At 43.5% G+C, this 17,055-nt stretch carries 16 protein-coding genes; 9 read left to right on the top strand and 7 right to left on the bottom strand.

The genetic code is table 11. The features are described 5' to 3' along the window. Window position 1 precedes the first annotated feature (1 nt). Window positions 2-175 carry a DUF1656 domain-containing protein gene (locus BCT49_RS04115; RefSeq protein ID WP_102434254.1) on the bottom strand — a complete coding sequence of 58 codons (174 nt, stop codon included), beginning with the start codon at window positions 173-175 and terminating at the stop codon, window positions 2-4. A gap of 248 nt (window positions 176-423) precedes the next feature. Here BCT49_RS04115 and BCT49_RS04110 point away from each other — a divergent pair, with 248 nt between their 5' ends. Next, window positions 424-1,338 carry a LysR family transcriptional regulator gene (locus BCT49_RS04110; RefSeq protein WP_076670331.1) on the top strand — a complete coding sequence of 305 codons (915 nt, stop codon included), beginning with the start codon at window positions 424-426 and terminating at the stop codon, window positions 1,336-1,338. Between the two features lie 67 nt (window positions 1,339-1,405). Here the strand turns inward: BCT49_RS04110 and BCT49_RS04105 are convergent, their stop codons facing one another. The 3 genes from BCT49_RS04105 to BCT49_RS04095 form a co-directional block, all read right to left on the bottom strand. Further along, the gene (locus BCT49_RS04105) at window positions 1,406-1,963 is read right to left on the bottom strand and encodes a PhnA domain-containing protein (RefSeq protein ID WP_017111983.1); all 558 of its coding nucleotides are present in this window, start codon (window positions 1,961-1,963) and stop codon (window positions 1,406-1,408) included. Window positions 1,964-2,194: 231 nt separating this feature from the next. Further along, window positions 2,195-4,699 (bottom strand): VolA/Pla-1 family phospholipase, encoded by a 2,505-nt coding sequence (locus tag BCT49_RS04100; protein WP_102434253.1) that lies wholly within the window; start codon window positions 4,697-4,699, stop codon window positions 2,195-2,197. A gap of 18 nt (window positions 4,700-4,717) precedes the next feature. After that, the gene (locus BCT49_RS04095) at window positions 4,718-5,971 is read right to left on the bottom strand and encodes an outer membrane protein transport protein (RefSeq protein WP_102434252.1); all 1,254 of its coding nucleotides are present in this window, start codon (window positions 5,969-5,971) and stop codon (window positions 4,718-4,720) included. A 356-nt stretch (window positions 5,972-6,327) separates the two neighbouring features. Here BCT49_RS04095 and BCT49_RS04090 point away from each other — a divergent pair, with 356 nt between their 5' ends. After that, window positions 6,328-7,410: a site-2 protease family protein gene (locus BCT49_RS04090; protein WP_029223684.1), complete on the top strand. Its 1,083-nt coding sequence runs from the start codon at window positions 6,328-6,330 to the stop codon at window positions 7,408-7,410. Between the two features lie 113 nt (window positions 7,411-7,523). Here the strand turns inward: BCT49_RS04090 and BCT49_RS04085 are convergent, their stop codons facing one another. Next, window positions 7,524-8,312 (bottom strand): M48 family metallopeptidase, encoded by a 789-nt coding sequence (locus BCT49_RS04085; RefSeq protein WP_102434251.1) that lies wholly within the window; start codon window positions 8,310-8,312, stop codon window positions 7,524-7,526. A 174-nt stretch (window positions 8,313-8,486) separates the two neighbouring features. Between BCT49_RS04085 and BCT49_RS04080 the strand changes: the two genes are divergently transcribed. The 5 genes from BCT49_RS04080 to BCT49_RS04060 all read left to right on the top strand — a co-directional run bounded on the left by BCT49_RS04080 (window position 8,487) and on the right by BCT49_RS04060 (window position 12,300). Next, window positions 8,487-8,912 (top strand): hotdog fold thioesterase, encoded by a 426-nt coding sequence (locus tag BCT49_RS04080; protein ID WP_102434250.1) that lies wholly within the window; start codon window positions 8,487-8,489, stop codon window positions 8,910-8,912. A gap of 87 nt (window positions 8,913-8,999) precedes the next feature. Then, on the top strand, window positions 9,000-9,233 hold the full coding sequence (locus BCT49_RS04075; protein ID WP_076678655.1) for a DUF3389 domain-containing protein: 234 nt from the start codon (window positions 9,000-9,002) through the stop codon (window positions 9,231-9,233). 163 nt (window positions 9,234-9,396) lie between these two features. Then, window positions 9,397-11,088, top strand: coding sequence for an SgrR family transcriptional regulator (locus BCT49_RS04070; protein ID WP_102434249.1), 1,692 nt, complete (start codon window positions 9,397-9,399; stop codon window positions 11,086-11,088). A gap of 30 nt (window positions 11,089-11,118) precedes the next feature. After that, on the top strand, window positions 11,119-12,036 hold the full coding sequence (locus BCT49_RS04065) for a DMT family transporter (protein ID WP_102434248.1): 918 nt from the start codon (window positions 11,119-11,121) through the stop codon (window positions 12,034-12,036). 12 nt (window positions 12,037-12,048) lie between these two features. Next, window positions 12,049-12,300: a hypothetical protein gene (locus BCT49_RS04060; RefSeq protein WP_102250464.1), complete on the top strand. Its 252-nt coding sequence runs from the start codon at window positions 12,049-12,051 to the stop codon at window positions 12,298-12,300. A 106-nt stretch (window positions 12,301-12,406) separates the two neighbouring features. On the opposite strand, the gene BCT49_RS04055 is transcribed toward BCT49_RS04060, so the two are convergent. Further along, on the bottom strand, window positions 12,407-13,015 hold the full coding sequence (locus BCT49_RS04055) for a DUF2238 domain-containing protein (protein ID WP_102434247.1): 609 nt from the start codon (window positions 13,013-13,015) through the stop codon (window positions 12,407-12,409). A 200-nt stretch (window positions 13,016-13,215) separates the two neighbouring features. Here BCT49_RS04055 and BCT49_RS04050 point away from each other — a divergent pair, with 200 nt between their 5' ends. Then, window positions 13,216-14,055 (top strand): isopenicillin N synthase family dioxygenase, encoded by an 840-nt coding sequence (locus BCT49_RS04050; RefSeq protein WP_102434246.1) that lies wholly within the window; start codon window positions 13,216-13,218, stop codon window positions 14,053-14,055. Window positions 14,056-14,232: 177 nt separating this feature from the next. Continuing rightward, complete coding sequence (locus BCT49_RS04045; protein ID WP_102434245.1) at window positions 14,233-14,868, top strand: DNA-J related domain-containing protein; 636 nt, start codon at window positions 14,233-14,235, stop codon at window positions 14,866-14,868. A gap of 150 nt (window positions 14,869-15,018) precedes the next feature. On the opposite strand, the gene mrdA is transcribed toward BCT49_RS04045, so the two are convergent. Then, a complete protein-coding gene (gene mrdA / locus BCT49_RS04040) occupies window positions 15,019-16,917 on the bottom strand; it encodes a penicillin-binding protein 2 (RefSeq protein WP_102434244.1) in 1,899 nt (632 codons plus the stop codon). Window positions 16,918-17,055: the final 138 nt, after the last annotated feature.

Raw genomic sequence — 17,055 nt, 5'->3', positions numbered from 1 at the left:
TCTAAGCGGAGAAGAGCCTTTCTGCTAATGCAGGAAAGGCGACATATTTGTGCAGTCCGAACTTGGTTGCTATTGAACCAGTCAAAATCGTCAGCATATAAGCGAGCGCGATAACCAGTAACAGCGGTGGGAAGTAGATTTCACCCCACACGAGTTCATGTGGCATTGTGTTCATGGTGTTGGTCTCTATTCGTTCTGATAGGCAGAACGATAAAGCAGTTGGCACCATTTGGATAATCGCTTATAGAGGACCGGATCCATCAAAAGTAGGAAAACTATGGTCTATATAGATGGGTAATGATTACAAATTAGACAAATCGCGCTCGTATAGCCGATCTTATTTGTCTTTGTTGTCCTCAAAAAGTGCAAACAGAGCATTTCGTGATAACTTAAAGAGATAATCAAGAAAGCCAGTGCAATCGAATGAATTTTAGTATTGAACAACTCCTCGCGTTTGTGACCGTTTATGAGCAACGGTCATTTAGTAAAGCAGCAGTAAAGCTTAACAAGCACAGAACGACTATTGGACAAGTTATTACTAACTTGGAAGATCATCTCGCAGTTAATCTTTTTGAAAGAGTCGGCCGCTCTGTTGAGCCGACCGACGACGGGCACCTTCTTTATCACTACGCGAAACAGACGATTGAACAAGCTAGGACTTTTGACAAGGTTGCGTTGAGTCTGTCCTATGGCGGATTAGAAAACATTACGATTGCTTACTCTAGCGTAATTCCTCAACGTGTGCTGGTGGATATTCGTAAGCAGTTAAAACACGATTTTCCGATGATGCGAGTAAATTTCCTCGTCAGGAATAAGAAAGAAATTAAAGTAGGGTTACAGACTGGCGAGTACCATTTTGGCCTGGTTAATGTTCATGATAGCCGTGCAATGCACAGCTTAGATGCCACTTTTCTAGGGCATTTCGAATTCTTTCCATTTGCGCAAAAAGGTGGAGAGTTATCTACCTTGAGCAAAGATGAAGTCCTTGTGGCACTCCGCAATTCGAAGCAGTTTGTATTGAGATCTTTGATTGAAGAAGGAATGTCAGAAAAGATTATTGTGAGCTCTGATTATGAAGAAATCGACCAGCTGGTTTTGATTATCAAAATGCTCGAAGAAGGGTTGGGTTGGTCATTGTTACCTAAGGCCTTTTTTACTGATTTGGAGTTTTCAAAATACTCGATAGAACCTATTCGTTCCGAACAGATGGTAGAAGGTTTCAAGTTTGGCTTTGCATTATGGTGTCCGCACTCAAAACAAATCAGCGGAATAAAAGGTTCTTTAGTGTCGGTCATTAAGAACTATCGAGAGCACCTTATTGATAGCTTCAAGTTGTAAGAACTTGAGGTGTAAAAAAGGCGCTAATCAGCGCCTTTTTGTTTTCTATCACTTTCTAACAGTAAGATTACTTCTTACGGCAGAACTCAGCGATTACGTACATTGATTGACCGCCGTTTGTTTTACCAGAAACAAGCTTAGGATCGTCACCAACGCTGATACCACGGATAACAGTACCTTGCTTAATCACTTGGTTAGTACCTTTGATTGGCAGGTCTTTGATTACTGTTACGTCGTCACCTTTTTTAAGTTCAACGCCGTTCACGTCAAGAGGCTTATCATCAGCAGACATGCCGATTTGTGCCCAAACTGACGTTTCTTCTTCAAGGTACATCATGTCTAGCGCGTCTTGAGCCCAGCTTTCAGAGTTCAGACGAGTAAGTTGACGCCATGCAGTTACTTGAACTGGTGCTTCTTGACTCCACATGCTGTCGCTTAGGCAACGCCAGTGGTTGATATCTTTAGGATCGTCAATCTCACCAAGACATTTGTCACATACCATGATGCCGTGATCCACTGTTACGTGGCTGTGTGGCGGCACTGCGTATGCAGTAAGAGAAGAATCAGAACCACATAGTTCACATTTAGATTGGCAGCGTTCTAGCATCGTAGCTTCAGAAGACATAATGGACTCACATTTATTAGGTATTAAATTACGGGGCTATTATCCACTTTATTTACAATAAAGAAAGAGGTCGTACGGTATTCTGTCTTGATTAATTTTAGCTGAGATCAACCATTTGTGTATTAAAGGTTTATGCAAACGGTTAACTAGGGGAATTGTTCGAACGACAGAGACAAAAATGCCAGCGGTTAGGCTGGCATTTGGTTTAATTAACTTTTGATCATACGCTTATTACTTGCTCGCATCTAACAAGCCAGCGGTTACGCTTGCAATGCCAGTCCCCTGCGATAAGGTAAATTGTACAATTTGCGAGGTCATTTCTGCGTTGGCTGCTGCGTCACCAGCATTTTGCTGAGAAATTACAGTAGAGTGCTCAGCCTCTGATGATGATTTGTCAAAATACGAAGCCAGCTTGTCTCCCGAAGAGTCCAGTGCAGTATTAACCAATGATAACTTTTTAAACAGTGGTTCGGTTCCAGCTGTTGGGATCTCAGCAACAGAGTTTGGTATTGTTTCGTCACCGTCGGCTTGAATACCAAATACCGGTCCCGAAGTGGTAGAGGCAATGTTGTAAGGGTCAACATTATCTAGAACTGTTTGAGCAGCATACATGAATGAAGTCTGGGTAGAGTCGATTGTCGCTTTGATAGCCTTGTCTGAAGTAGAAGCACTATCACTACTTAAAGCAGTGTAATATTCGGCAAAGCATACACCACCAGACTTACTTACTGGCGCACAGTTACTTGTATAGTGTGCTTGGTACTCGGTTACACTTGATAGGCTGACCGTATGCTTGATCTCTGGCGAGAAAGAACCTGAATTTAGCAAGAACGGTGCAATGCCTCCACCAGGGTTAGCAAGGGTAGCACTTGTATAGCTAAACATAGAGTCGATTGCAGAATTCAACTCAGTGTTACCAACCGTGTAGGAGCTAATTCCTGTAATAGCCCCAATAGAATGCCCAAATAGAGATACATTGGTTTTATCTAGGTTACTGAATGCAGCATCTGTAGCTGAATTTAAAGCAAAGCGAACCCCAAGCCCATCAATTGCACTTTGGCGAATATTGTCTCGAGCAACAGGCAAGTACTCAAGATTCATGTATACGGTAGGTGTTGTTGGTGTCGTAACGACATCCGTACTTAGTGCGCGTTGACCGTGAAGTGGTTGGTCGATAGCGATAATTGCATAGGGTTTGTATGGTGCAGTTCCAGTAAGTGCGCCGCCAATATGCTGAATCGCGAAAGCGTAAGCACTCTCTTTGATACTAGTGATACCGTGTTGGTACTGCAAAATTGGTAAACTGCTGTCGATAGCTACTCCTTCAGGCACAAACATAACGAACGGCACTGACTTTACTGCTCGAATTTGCGGTACAGCGCTGTATTTGGTCATGATACGCGCGCTGTCTAACTGTTCTCCATCTGCGAGGGTTAACTTTTCTCCAATGAGTAATTGTTGGTACTCTGCTTGATAGAGTTGAGTAGCGGGCTCAGTGATCCCTAAACCTGCTAGCTGTGTAGCAACGGCTGCTTTGTCCGCGTCACTTCCTGAGCTGAGTACATTCAAGATGGTTAAAACACTAGGCATAGCACTACGCCAAGGCGTTGTTTTCCACTCATCGTCTGTTAATGAATCGGACAAGAAGTATGGTAGCTCAACTGTTCCTCTATACACTTGAATAGAAGCAGCAGCTGGTGCTGAGAAGTTAGCATTGTAACCAGCCGCTAATTGTGTAGCAGCATCGTCACCAAATGCACTCTTAAACATCGCGTCAGCTTGTACAGCTGTAGCAAAATCCTGTTTCGCTCCATCAACTGTAAATGTATACAGCTTGTCGAGATCAGCTACCGAAATATTATTTGGATTCGCTAGGTTCTTCCATATATCAGAAGGGGTAACTGCGGGACTAATCGTTTGTGCAATTGCAGCTTTGGTCCCGTTCATAACGTTACCAGCTGAAGCCGTCGTAAACCAAGATGAATAGATGATCTCATCTGAACTTGACACTTCACCATAGCCAGCGAATAACGCTTCAACTTGATGGATGATTTTTTGTGGTAAATCGAGCGAGCCTGCTTGGTCTATATCTGTCGTTTTTAAAGACGCGTAGGAGCTTGATGTTCCAAGTGGTTCATCTGCGCTATCAATAATTGAGTCAGTTAATGCATAGATGTAGTCAGAGCTAGGGTCTAAACCTTTAAGAGGTAAAACTTGTATGGTCTTAAAATCGCTAGATGCCACTAAGTAGTCAACGCCAGCAGTTAGCGCAGTAAAGTTAGACATGACACCGGTGCTGAGGTCAACATCCACTTTAGCAACTTTTACACCGGCATTTAGGTGCGCGCTAAACGGTGTCGTACCCATCATCACGACATCATTCTTCAACGTTCTGTCACTAGGAAGATTCACATTAATAGTAAATGGCATGATAGTACTCCAACCATCAGCTTCTCCCATCGCTACTTTTGGATCATTCAGTAACCCCGTTGAATTTGCATCTAGCGGAATGTTCAATGTGTGGTCATTGGTATCGAATAGAAAGAAAGAGGGAAGAGGTACATCCGCTTCATTACCTAACAGAGTGAAGCTAATTTTTGAACTTCTAGCTAATGATTGGTTGATTGCATCGGAATAAGGTGCTGCTGTTGAATCGCCAGAGCTTTCACTGTTGTCTCCACAGCCAGCAAGTAGTAATGCCGAGCATACGAGAGATAAAGAAAATTTGTTGTTCATGTAATTATTCCCGTACGGTTAGTTGAAGGTGTAGTTAAGTTGTATCGCTGAAAGGTAAGCAACGCCCTCAGCATCAAATGTAAGCTTTTGTCCTGCCGCATCAGTTTCGGTAAACGAACCACTTTCACTTTGTACTAGGGCAAATGCAGCATCGACGGTCATGTTTTCTGATATTGCGTAAGTTAGACCTGCTGAATACCACATACGATCGCTGTCCGGGATACTTAATGTCGCTTCACCAGCTTGCTCGTCATATGCCAAACCTGCACGTAGAGTCCAGCTTTGATTAACCATGTAAGTTGCACCTACAGACCATCTTTGATTGTCTTCGTAATGTTCGGTTTTTAAGAAACATTCGTTATTTTTACAATCTGAACTTGTAGCTTTTAACTCTTTGAACTTACTCCACTTAGTTAACTGCCAACCATAGTGTATTGCCCAAGCATCGTTGAGTTGATGAAAAGCTGATAACTCGAAGATATCAGGCAGTTCAATTTCAAGGCGGCCTGTGGTTTTGCCAGGAGCGCCGTTTTCCATTTTTAAACCTGTGTAGTCAGTGAACTCACCGTCATCAAAATCGAGTTCAACGGACGATCGGTAACCAAATCCAAAACGGTTGTACTCGTTAAGTTCATACAACGCGCCCACATTCCAACCAAAAGCAAAAGTCTCACCAGTCATCGAGATCAATTTGTCGCGTGGTGAGCCACCAACAGGAAGGCTGCCTTTGTGTCTGTTGAGTTCGGCTTCTGCATAAACAAAGTTAACGCCAGCTCCAACACTAAAACTATCGTTAACTCTGTACGCGATATTCGGGTTTAAGTTGACTGAAATTAGTGATGTGTCACCTGCCAAATCACCTGCATAAATATCATCGGGGTAATCAGTGGCCACTCCGTAAGTCGTAAACATGCCAATTCCCCAAGCCCATTTGTCGTTGATAGGACTAATGTAATAAGCAGCAGGGACGATTTGTAAAGGAGCGACATCTGATGATTTTTGGTTGAAATCGTTGTCATTGATTTTGGTTTGAGTAACGTCAACCTCTGGATCAACGATAGAAACCGCGCCTGAAAATTGGGCTGTATCAAATAGGGTCATTGCGGCGGGGTTTCTCGCTAGTACACTCGCGTTATCGGCTACTGCACCTTCACCTGAAAATGCGCGACCAAGACCTGAGGCAGAATGCTCAGCAACTTGGAAACCAGCCGCAAGTGAATTACATGCAAATAGCACAGAAAGCGAAACGAGAGAGCGTTGTATTGTTTTCATCCTTGACCCTCCTAGGGCATCAAATCTCATTCTTATTGTTGAAAACACACTGAGCATTGTTGGTGTTTAAGCTCTAATGTAAACGGCATGTTAAATTCAAATTTCATATAAAGTCAAAGAATGAGTTATCATTTTGTGAAGTAATATTTTTAAGGGGCGGCACTCTAACACTAATAATATAACTACAATCAATAATTTATGCGTGGTTGGAGGTGTGACCAGAATGTTTATATTGGCTATTGGTACAAATAGTGCTCAATTGCTCAATATGTAACAACTTTGTTTATGTTTACCGCTGATCGCTAAATCGGCATAATGTTGGTTCATTTAGAAAGTCATTAAATTGGAAATTTAGTTTGGAATTACTCGCGATAGAGTTTCTTGGTAAACCGCTTCGTTTAGAGGGGTCAATGGCAGGGTGGCAACAGTTATTTTGGGATAACACGTTGGTGTCTCAGTTGGATGCAACTACAGATCAAGATGATGCGAGAACGCATACTTTTACGCTCCGATCTGGTGAGGAAACGTTGCAGTGTCACGTTGAGGCATTGGTTCAATGGCAACCATTTGAGATGACGTACAAAGCGTCCGTTAATGGCCAAACCATCACCGAAGGTAATCGCAATACTAAAGATATCGAGCAACAAACTCCCGTTGTAGCACCTAAGCCTGAGAAACGTTTTAGTTTGATTGGTTTAGTGTCGCTGGGAATGAAAGCGCTGAAGAGTGCTAAGTTGATTAAAGTGGTACTTGCTTCTGCGAGTTTAGCGGCTTATTCATGGCTCTTTTCAATTCAGTTCGCTTTGGCCTTGATCGCTTGCCTGATGTTTCATGAATATGGTCATATCAGAGCAATGAAATACTTTGGTATGAAGACCAAAGGCATCTATTTAATCCCGTTCCTTGGTGGCTTGGCTTTATCCGACGAAAAGATTAATACACGATGGCAAGATGTGGTTATCTCGATCATGGGACCACTGTTTGGCTTGATATTGTCGTTGATATTTATGGTGTTGTACTGGGCGACTGGCGAGATGTTCTTTGCCGGACTTGCGGTATTTAACGCCTTGTTAAACCTGTTCAATCTACTGCCGATTTTGCCTCTTGATGGCGGGCATGTGCTGAAAAGTATCAGTTTCTCGATGAACAGTGTGCTTGGCATTGTGCTTTGTGTGGCAGCAGCGGTTGCTGGCGTCGTGTTGAGTTACCAGCTGAATCTAACCTTGTTTGGTTTCTTATTGATCATGGGCAGTGTGGAAATTCTATTCGAATGGAAAGGACGACACCACAGTCATTTATTGCCTTTAGACAAATACGGCCAAGTCGTATCATTCCTTTGGTATGTGGGCTTAGTGAGCAGTTTAATCGGCGTTATCTGGTACTTTGCTTCTACTGGCGATCAGCTATTAAGCTTACCGCTACAAATTCTAGGCACTTAATCTGTCAGTTAACGCGGGGCGAATAACTCGTTAACTTTATGCACTAAAAACGCCCTACCGATATAGATAGGGCGTTTTTGTATTTGAGGCTCTTAATTTAATCTAGCATCAGGTTACGCTTTGCAATCTGGCCTTGATGTTCCAGATTGAGGTAACGTTTTTATTTTCGCTTGCAGATCTTTAATACGCGTATTGTGGGAAGGGTGCGTAGAAAGTAATTCGGGAGGTTGGTTTCCACCTGATGCTTTCGCCATGTTTTGCCACAAATCGACACTTTGTTTTGGATCGAACCCAGCTTGAGCCATGTACTCTAAGCCTACAATATCAGCTTCAGACTCTTGAGTTCGGCCATAAGGTAGAACAACACCGTATTGAACACCTAAGCCTAACGCAGCCATCGTCATACCCTGATACTGTTTGTATTCTGATGCGCCTAACGCGACGCTAGTAATAGATAGGCCAGTATTAGCGATTTGAGACTGAGATAGACGCTCATTACTGTGATCAGCGAGAACGTGCGCCACTTCGTGTCCGATAACCGTCGCCAATTGGTCTTGGTTAACCGCAACATTAAGCAAACCCGTGTAGACACCAATTTTTCCGCCAGGCAGGGCGAACGCGTTGACTTGGTCGCTATCAAAAACAACAACTTCCCATTCACTAAAGCCTTGCTTAGGAATGTGTTGAGTAATACTGTTCGCTACACACTGAACATAAGCGTTGGTTTTTGCATCTTTACTGATTGGCTGCTCTTTCTTCATTTGTTCAAAAGACTGTGCTCCAAGCTGAGACATATCTTGATCTGAAAAAAGCAGCAATTGGTTTCTTCCTGTCGGGGAAGCGCTACACGCGGTTAGGCCTGCAAGAGTGAGAAGCGAGGCAAACTTCGTCCATGACGTCATACAATATCCTCTGTGTATTCGGTTTTTATGCATGTTAACATCAACTTGCGTAATAACTAATAGCTGTAAGATAACTATTGTCTTTAAGAACATAGCTTTCTTTAAGATCAAGGACACCATTAGCTTTACTAAAGCAGCTCACGCACTAACAAAGTCAATAATTAAGGAACCCACATGAGTATTTGGAAAAAGCCCGTTGACCTAGATACCTTCAACGCGACCTCAAAAAATACCTTAATTGAGCACCTCAACATTGTTTATACCGAGGTTAACGACAACTCCTTGGTAGCAACCATGCCGGTTTGTCATTTTACGCACCAACCACTTGGCATGCTTCATGGCGGTGCGTCGGTCGTGTTAGCAGAAACGCTTGGCTCATTGGCGGCAAACTTCTGCGTTCCTGATGGTTACTATTGCGTTGGATTAGAGATTAATGCCAACCACGTTCGTTCGATGCGCGAAGGGCACGTTATCGGTACTGCCGAGCCTATTCACCTTGGTGTGTCTACCCAAGTATGGCAGATAAACATCACAGATGAGCGTCAACGCTTAGTCTGTACAAGCCGTTTAACCATTGCAGTGAAGAAGCACAAACGCTAATTCGGTAACAAAGGCTGGGACAGGAACCAATCCACCCTCAGTTTATGAACCTCATATACAAACTGTTTATTTTAGTTAGAGAAATCCATGGTCATAACGTTTAAAAGTGGAAAAGTCATTGCAACGGCGCATGAGTTGGTCGTTCGTTTGGATGGTGAGCATAGAGTTACACTGCAAGCACAAGTTGATGCGATTCAACTGATCGGAAAAGGGGCAAACGTTATTTCGGCCAATGGTTCTGAGTGCAAATGGTCGATTAAATTAGACAATGAACAACAGCTCCGCGACATCGCCACCGAAATCGGCTGCGATGTGATGTAATTACAGGTTATAACAGCGTTTATTCAAGCCTTTCGCTTCCTATTATGGCTGCTAAACCGACTCCTATTCATAATCTCTTCTTAAAAAATCATAAGTTCGATTGATTTTGACTCGTAAAATAGGGAAACTGAATTCAATATCCTTTGAATAAGTTTTCCTCTTTATGAGTAGCCCAAGACTTCGCGTTCAATTTGAAACCCTGTTTGAATTCTTTGATGGTAAAGATTCTGATGTTCAGCTCGACGACATAACAGATGTGCTCTGTTGTACCCGTCGTAATGCCAGAATGGTGCTTAACAAACTCGAAGAAGAGGGTTGGGTAGAGTGGTTACCTGCAGCGGGGCGAGGTAAGTTGTCTCAACTTATCTTTAAGCAGAACCGTTGTGATGTAAGCGAAAACCTAGCACGCCGCTACTTAGAAGAAGGTAAAATTGGGCAAGCATTGTCGGTACTTGACCACAATGCAGCCAAGCTGACTCAAGTGATTCAAAATTACTTGGGCGTACAGTATCAAGAAGGTGAACAAGTTATTCGTTTGCCTTACTACCGTCCACTTTCCATGCTTAACCCAACTAAATCGATGCGACGCTCTGAACAACACATCACGTGTCAGGTGTTCAGTGGGTTAACGCGCCTCGATGAGAACGATCAGTTACAGCCTGATCTCGCTCATTCATGGCAAAAGATTAATGACCACCAATGGAGATTCTTCTTAAGACCGGGGGTTCGTTTTCATAACGGAGAACCGCTGTTAACCAGTCACGTTGTGGATACGCTTCTGTTGCTCGAGCCACTCAATATGTTCTCTCATATTAAAGATGTCTCATCACCGGCCAATTGCGTGGTTGATGTCTTTTTAACGCGTCCCGATAAATACTTCCCACTCGCGCTAACTGAGTCAGTCGCAAAAGTGACTCTGCCGATGATTTTACGTGGTGAAGATTACGATATTCGCCCAATTGGTACAGGCCCTTATCGCATTGAAAAAAACGACGAAAAACAACTCGTGTTAACCGCTTTCAATGGATACTTTGGTTTTAGGCCGTTGATTGACCGCGTTGAAGTTTGGGTGGTCGATGAGGCTTATTCATCAATGGTTTACCCAAGCCTTTCTAAGCCAGTAATTGCAGACCGTGGTGACAGCGATGAAGTTGAACTTGATCCGGGCTGTACGTATTTATTATTGAATAGAAAGAAGGGCATCGCACAAGATCCAGCATGGGCAGAGTTCCTATCGAATGCTTTGAACGCTTCAGACCTGTTTGTGCATATTCCAAAAGAAACGGTTATCGATTTGGGTGTGCTGCATGCTTACGGAATCAAACCCGGTTGGTATGACATCAAGTTAAAAACACCAATTTGTCCACCAGCAAGCGCTAAACCAAGCGTGAGGTTGGCGTATCAATGCCAACACCCGATGTTTCCTACACTCGCTAAAGCCATCGTTACCGTGTTGAAGCAATATAATGTTGATGTCGAGCTTTTTGGTTACGAAACCGATCCTCCACACGCCGATAATGTTGATATTTGGATAAACCCAATGGGGATTGCCAACAATAGAGATGATGCGCTGGCCGGTTGGTTAATGGATTACAGTTTTCTCGATGAATCTAGTCCAGCAGAAGACTTCGACCAATGGTGTCACATGATTGATCGTTGGCGCTCGGGCGAGTTTGAGCAATTCCCAGCAAGACAACTCGGTAAACAACTTGTGCAAAGCAATCAGTTGATCCCGATGTTCCACTGTTGGCTAGGCGTAAACAAAGACCAATGCGGTACGCTGCAAAACGCTAAGTGTAATGCACTCGGATGGTTCGACTTTAGCCAAGTTTGGGTTAAACCTGACGTTGACTGAAACCAGAGATTACTCAATTAGGATAACGCAATGCAAACCGTGATTATCACATTTATTACGTTGGTGGCATTTGCTGCCAATTCTGTATTGTGTCGCTGGGCTTTGATGGATCAAACGATTGATCCTTTGAGTTTTTCGATCGTGCGCATCTTATCGGGTGCGCTTACCCTATTAATTTTATTAACCTTATCTTCAAACGCCAAACGCAAACAAGATAAAGCGGTCAACAACACACCGATGTATAGGAAGGTCCGTTCTCAGTTTGATTTGACCGCCATAGTGGCATTACTCGTTTACATGTTCGGTTTCTCGTTTGCCTATTTAACGCTAGGGGCAGGGCTTGGTGCTTTGGTCCTGTTCGTCGCGGTTCAGTTCACCATGATTACCGCACACTTGTTAGCTGGCAACAGAATGTCATTGTTAGAGTGGTGTGGTTGTTTGTTGTCTGTTTCTGGGCTCGTTTACTTACTCATGCCGACAGAATCGACAAGTTCGCCAGATATAACCTCCATTATATTGATGGCTCTGGCTGGAATTGGGTGGGGCATTTATACACTGGCGGGCAAGAAATCCACAAACGCGTTGCAATCTACGACTGCCAACTTTGGATTTAGCTCGTTAGCGACCCTTGTGTCACTAAGCTTGTTAGCTGTCATCCCTAGCGTGGCATCGCAAATATCCATCACTGAACAAGGTTTGATTTACGCAGTACTGTCGGGCTCAGTGGCTTCTGGCGTGGGTTATAGCTTATGGTATTACGTTGTGAAGAAGCTGAATACCGTCATCGCATCCATTGCACAGCTTTCCGTTCCAGTTATCGCGACACTTGGCGGCGTTTTGTTGCTATCTGAACCTGTCACCATGCAATTTGTTATCTCATCGACTGTCATTTTACTTGGGATAAGCTTGGTTCTTGTCGCCCCTAAACTTAAGAAACAAAGAGCTTAATCACTAACTACTATGGCTAAACCTAACAAGAAACAACCGACCAAAACGGTTCAGATATTCTGCGCTAAATGTAAGACACAACTTTTCAAGTATCGAAAAGGCGGCAAAGGTGCGCTCGTAAAGTGCTTTAAGGAACGTATCGTCGAAGATTTCACGACAGAACCATGCGTTTGCCCTGAGTGCGGTATCGAATTCGCACGAGATACTTTAGTTCGAGGCACGCCAGCATACAAGTTCATCGGTGGCAAAGTGACGATGAAGTAAACGATAGCTAAAAAATGAAAGCGCACGATGAAATAAAAAATGCCACAGCACATAATGTGTGTGGCATTGCAAATCTGTTATTGAAGTTGAGGTTCAAAGGCTACTATCAATGAACTCTGACTCGCCCTTGAAGCTTGAGAAGTAATAGCGAGGCTATCGCTCCTGTTGTATCGCAAAGCATGTCTTTCTGCGCGTCCCAAATATCACCTTGTGAACCAAGGAATGCGATACCTTCATCACCACCTGCAATCTCCGCATACCACCACTCAATAATTTCATAACCTGCTGCCACACTCATGATGGCAAATAAGGAAAAGAAGCAAGCCAATACCGGTTGTGCCAGTTTTTTACGAATCAAATACTCGGCGAGTGGGTAGGCATAAAGACCAATAGAGAAATGCGCCACGCGGTCAAAGTTATTGCGCTCAGATCCAATCAGGTTATTAAACCAATCAAAGGGGACTTCAGCGAAGGTGTACTTAGCGCCAATCGTATGCAGAACCAACCAGATAAACATCAGAACGTAAGCAGTCTTTGAAAAGGTCAGCTTGGTGGATAGCCACCATATCCCGACAAGAATACCGAGAGCAGGGACAATCTCAGCGATCCAAACGGCTCTTGAAGACGGAGCAAAGGCTGAAAAGAGAAAGATAACAAGATAGACAGCAGTTAGTGAGAGTAGAGGTCTATTTTGAGCAAGTGGCGTAATTGTCATCATCAGATCCTGTATTATTTTCATGTATAGTTACACAATAATGAACAGTGTTCAATTGTGCTCTAATCACCATATTTGTTGAAAATCGGCGTTATCGCCCAGTATCTAGACAAACGGTTGCGAGAGTTTCACAAAAGTTTGATTTACAACAAAGCGATCCTTAAAATCGTTGCATCACTACATAACAAGAAAGAAAAGTCATGAAACTGGAAACTGTCGATTACCTTGCTGACGACGCAGCAGAACAATTTGTTCGCTCTCTACGTGAAACGGGTTTTGGTGTTCTTAAGAACCACCCAATCCCGAAAGAGCTTGTTGAGTCAATTTACGAGAACTGGTACCAATTCTTCATTTCTGAAGAGAAAGAGAACTTCCACTTCAATGTTGAAACACAAGATGGATATTTTCCACCTTCAGTGTCTGAAGTTGCAAAGGGCCACACTGTAAAAGACATCAAAGAGTACTTTCACGTATACCCTTGGGGTCAGATGCCTGAACAGCTAAAAGAACAGATTCTAGATTACTACCAACGTGCTAATGCTTTTGCTCAAGAGCTGCTAGGTTGGGTTGAAGCGCATGCACCAAAAGAAGTACAAGAGAAGTTCTCAATCGCGCTTTCTGAAATGATTAATGGCAGCGAACAAACACTGCTTCGTGTTCTTCACTACCCACCAATGCAAGGTGATGAAGAACCAGGTGCGATCCGTGCTGCAGCTCATGAAGACATTAACCTTCTAACGGTTCTGCCTGCGGCTAACGAGCCTGGCCTTCAAGTAAAATCTCAGAATGATGAGTGGATTGATGTGCCATGTGATTTCGGTAACATGATCATCAACATCGGTGACATGCTACAAGAAGCGTCTGGTGGTTACTTCCCATCAACGACTCACCGTGTAATCAATCCATCAGGTGCTCGCCAAGAGAAATCACGTATTTCTTTGCCTCTATTCTTGCACCCAAAACCAGAAGTGGTTCTGTCTGAAAAGTACACGGCAAATGAATACCTAATGGAACGTCTAAGAGAGCTTGGCGTTATCTAATCAGTTAAAGCTTTTATCAGTTAAACTGTATATTCTTGAAGGCCAGCGTAATGCTGGCCTTTTGTATATCTGGTGCAACGGATTGATGTTTATTTGATTTGAAACTCGACAAACTGGCGTAAATCGCTTTCAATTAATAAGACACTCAAATGCATATGGTAACGGGCCCACTTTATTATGTTAGACAATCCAGAATCACCAAGTCATCAGGGTATTAGCTCTAATTTCCAAACACATATGGAAAACCCGTTACTTTGGCCAATTATGGAAGTGCTCAAACAAAAGCCAAGTGGATGGAAAGTGCATACCTTGGCAGCACACCTTAATGATCTCGGTTTGGTGCCAGTGTTAGATCCCGTACCTGAAAAAGAGCTGTTTAAGAAAAACTTCTTAATCATGAATGCGCTCTATCAATTGCAAGAGACCTTATATCCAGACAGTTGGTTGCAGGTTCAAGCCATGGACATTGAACTGATGAGCGGCCGTTATCATGGCAGCACTCATTCCATCGACCTCCAAGACCCATTACGTGACTACTACATAAACTGGCTCAACTATGAGGCGGATGAGGGGGAAGTCAAAAGGCTTTTGAACGAGTTTTGGACTCGATACAAGAAGTTTGTTGGTGGAAGTGAAACGGACATGGACCGAAGCCATGCACTCAGTTTGTTTGAGTTGCCAATAGATGCTACTCAACAAGAGGTTCGCAAAAGATGGCGACGCCTTGCGCTACGTTGGCATCCCGATAGGGATGAAGGCAACACAGCTAAGTTTCAGACATTGTGCGAGGCATGGCATGTGTTACGCAGATAACAATTCTCAAACTTAACTCACTTGATTTACTAAGATCTCAGAAGAAATAAGAAAGCCCCACATATGATTAGTGGGGCTTTGTGTTTATTGCTATTAACAACTAATAAGCCATAAGCCATAAGCCATAAGCCATAAGTCAGAAGTAATGAGCTATGACTTGTTTTTACTCACTCCGCTTTTATGCTCAAATGCATAATCGAGTACCTTACGAATGTATGGCGCGCCAACTTTTGAACCACCGTTACCGTGCTCAATAACCACTGTCGCAACGTATTCAGGATTATCATAAGGTGCAAACGCGGTATAAAGCGCGTGGTCGAGTAGGTGACGTGCTAGCTTCTTCGAGTTGTAAACCTGATCCTTCGCTAAGTCGAATACTTGCGCTGTACCTGATTTACCACCGCTCACATAGTCAGCGCCTTTGAAAGCTCTTCGACCACTGCCTCGGCTTCCGTTATTGACCAGTCTCATCGCATTGATTGGTACATCCCAAATCTCATCGGGCACTTCTTCAATTGATGTCATCTGCTCAGGCATAACGAGCGTTTGCGTATCGAAATCTTCTCCATGATCTAACGTTGCCCTTAGGATGTGGGGAGGCATTACCTTACCGTGATTCACCAATACAGACGTTGCTTTAGCGAGTTGCAATGGAGTCGATGTCCAATAGCCTTGTCCAATACCAATCGGCACGGTGTCACCTTGATACCATGGCGTACGGTAGCGCATCATTTTCCAATCACGAGTTGGCATGTTGGCGTTGCTTTCTTCGTAGATATCGATGCCTGTCGGCTTACCAAAACCAAAACGGTTCATCCACGTTGAAATGCGGTCGATACCTAAATCAAAGGCCGTTTGATAGAAGAATGAATCCACTGATTCTTCAATTGCTTGTGTAACATCAACAGGCCCGTGACCCCAACGCTTCCAATCTCGCCATGCTTTCGAGTTGGGTTTAGAACCGGGAATCTGCCATGAACCATGATCGTCACGAATGGTGTGTTCAGAGATAACATGTTCTTGCAGACCAGCAACGGCCATAAATGGTTTGACGGTCGAAGCGGGTGGGTACACGCCCAAGGTTGTTCTATTTACCAATGGGTGGGCAGGATCATTCAATAACGTCTGATAGTTTTTACTCGAAATGCCGTCCACAAACAGGTTTGGGTCATAGCTAGGGCTCGATGCCATTGCTAATACACTGTTATCTTTAGGATCAAGAATCACAGCACTACCAGTTCGGTTATCGAGTTGGTCGAACACGTATTTTTGCAGTTCAATGTCGATGTTAAGGACAATGTCTTTACCCGCGACTGGCGGTACATATTTAATGGTTCTGACAATACGGCCGCGACTATTTACCTCAACTTCTTGATAGCCTTTTGTGCCATGAAGTATGTCTTCGTAATATCGTTCGACACCAAGCTTACCGATAACCGTTGTTGCTTGATAATTCGATTCTTTGTCTTGTTCATCAAGCTTTCTCAAGTCACTGTCGTTGATATGAGCGACATACCCTAAGACGTGGGTAAGGATCTCGCCACTTGGGTAAAAACGCTTGAGATTGGTATCGATGGATAAACCTGGGAATTGGTACTGTTGAACTGAAAACTTGGCGATTTCTTCTTCGCTCAGATCTTCCAAAATGGTCACAGGCTTAAAACGACGTGTATTGTGATAACGCTTTTTGAAACGCTCGATTTGTTCATCATCAAGAGGGATGAATTTGTTGAGCTTACTGAGCATGGTGTCAACATCATCCGTTTTCTCTGGAATCATGATTAAATCAAAGATGAGTTGGTTTTCAGCGAGTAATACGCCATTGCGATCGTAGATCAGCCCACGCGTTGGCGCGATAGGGAGTACCTTGATTCGGTTACCGTCAGCTCGAGTTTGGTAACTTTTGAAGTCTTGAACTTGGAGCCTGTATAGGTTTCCAATTAAAACGAAGGTAAAGACCATGATCCCTACAAACGCAACGATGACTCGATTTCGAAACAGGTTTACTTCACTTTTATGATCACGCATTTTTACGCGTTTGTGGTTCATCAAAACCTCAGGCTTTTACATTTAGTTACACTTCGTGGTGTCGGGACTTTATCCGAATATCACTAGGGCTTTGTAAAAGCTGTGTCATGATTATTGGTATTTCAGAGATTAATCAACGGGCTCTTCTCCGCTTAGATG

The organism is Vibrio lentus (genome assembly GCF_002875945.1).
GTDB lineage: Bacteria > Pseudomonadota > Gammaproteobacteria > Enterobacterales > Vibrionaceae > Vibrio > Vibrio apostichopi.
Note: the sequence above shows the minus strand (reverse complement) of the source record. Positions and strands in the feature narration are given on the sequence as shown.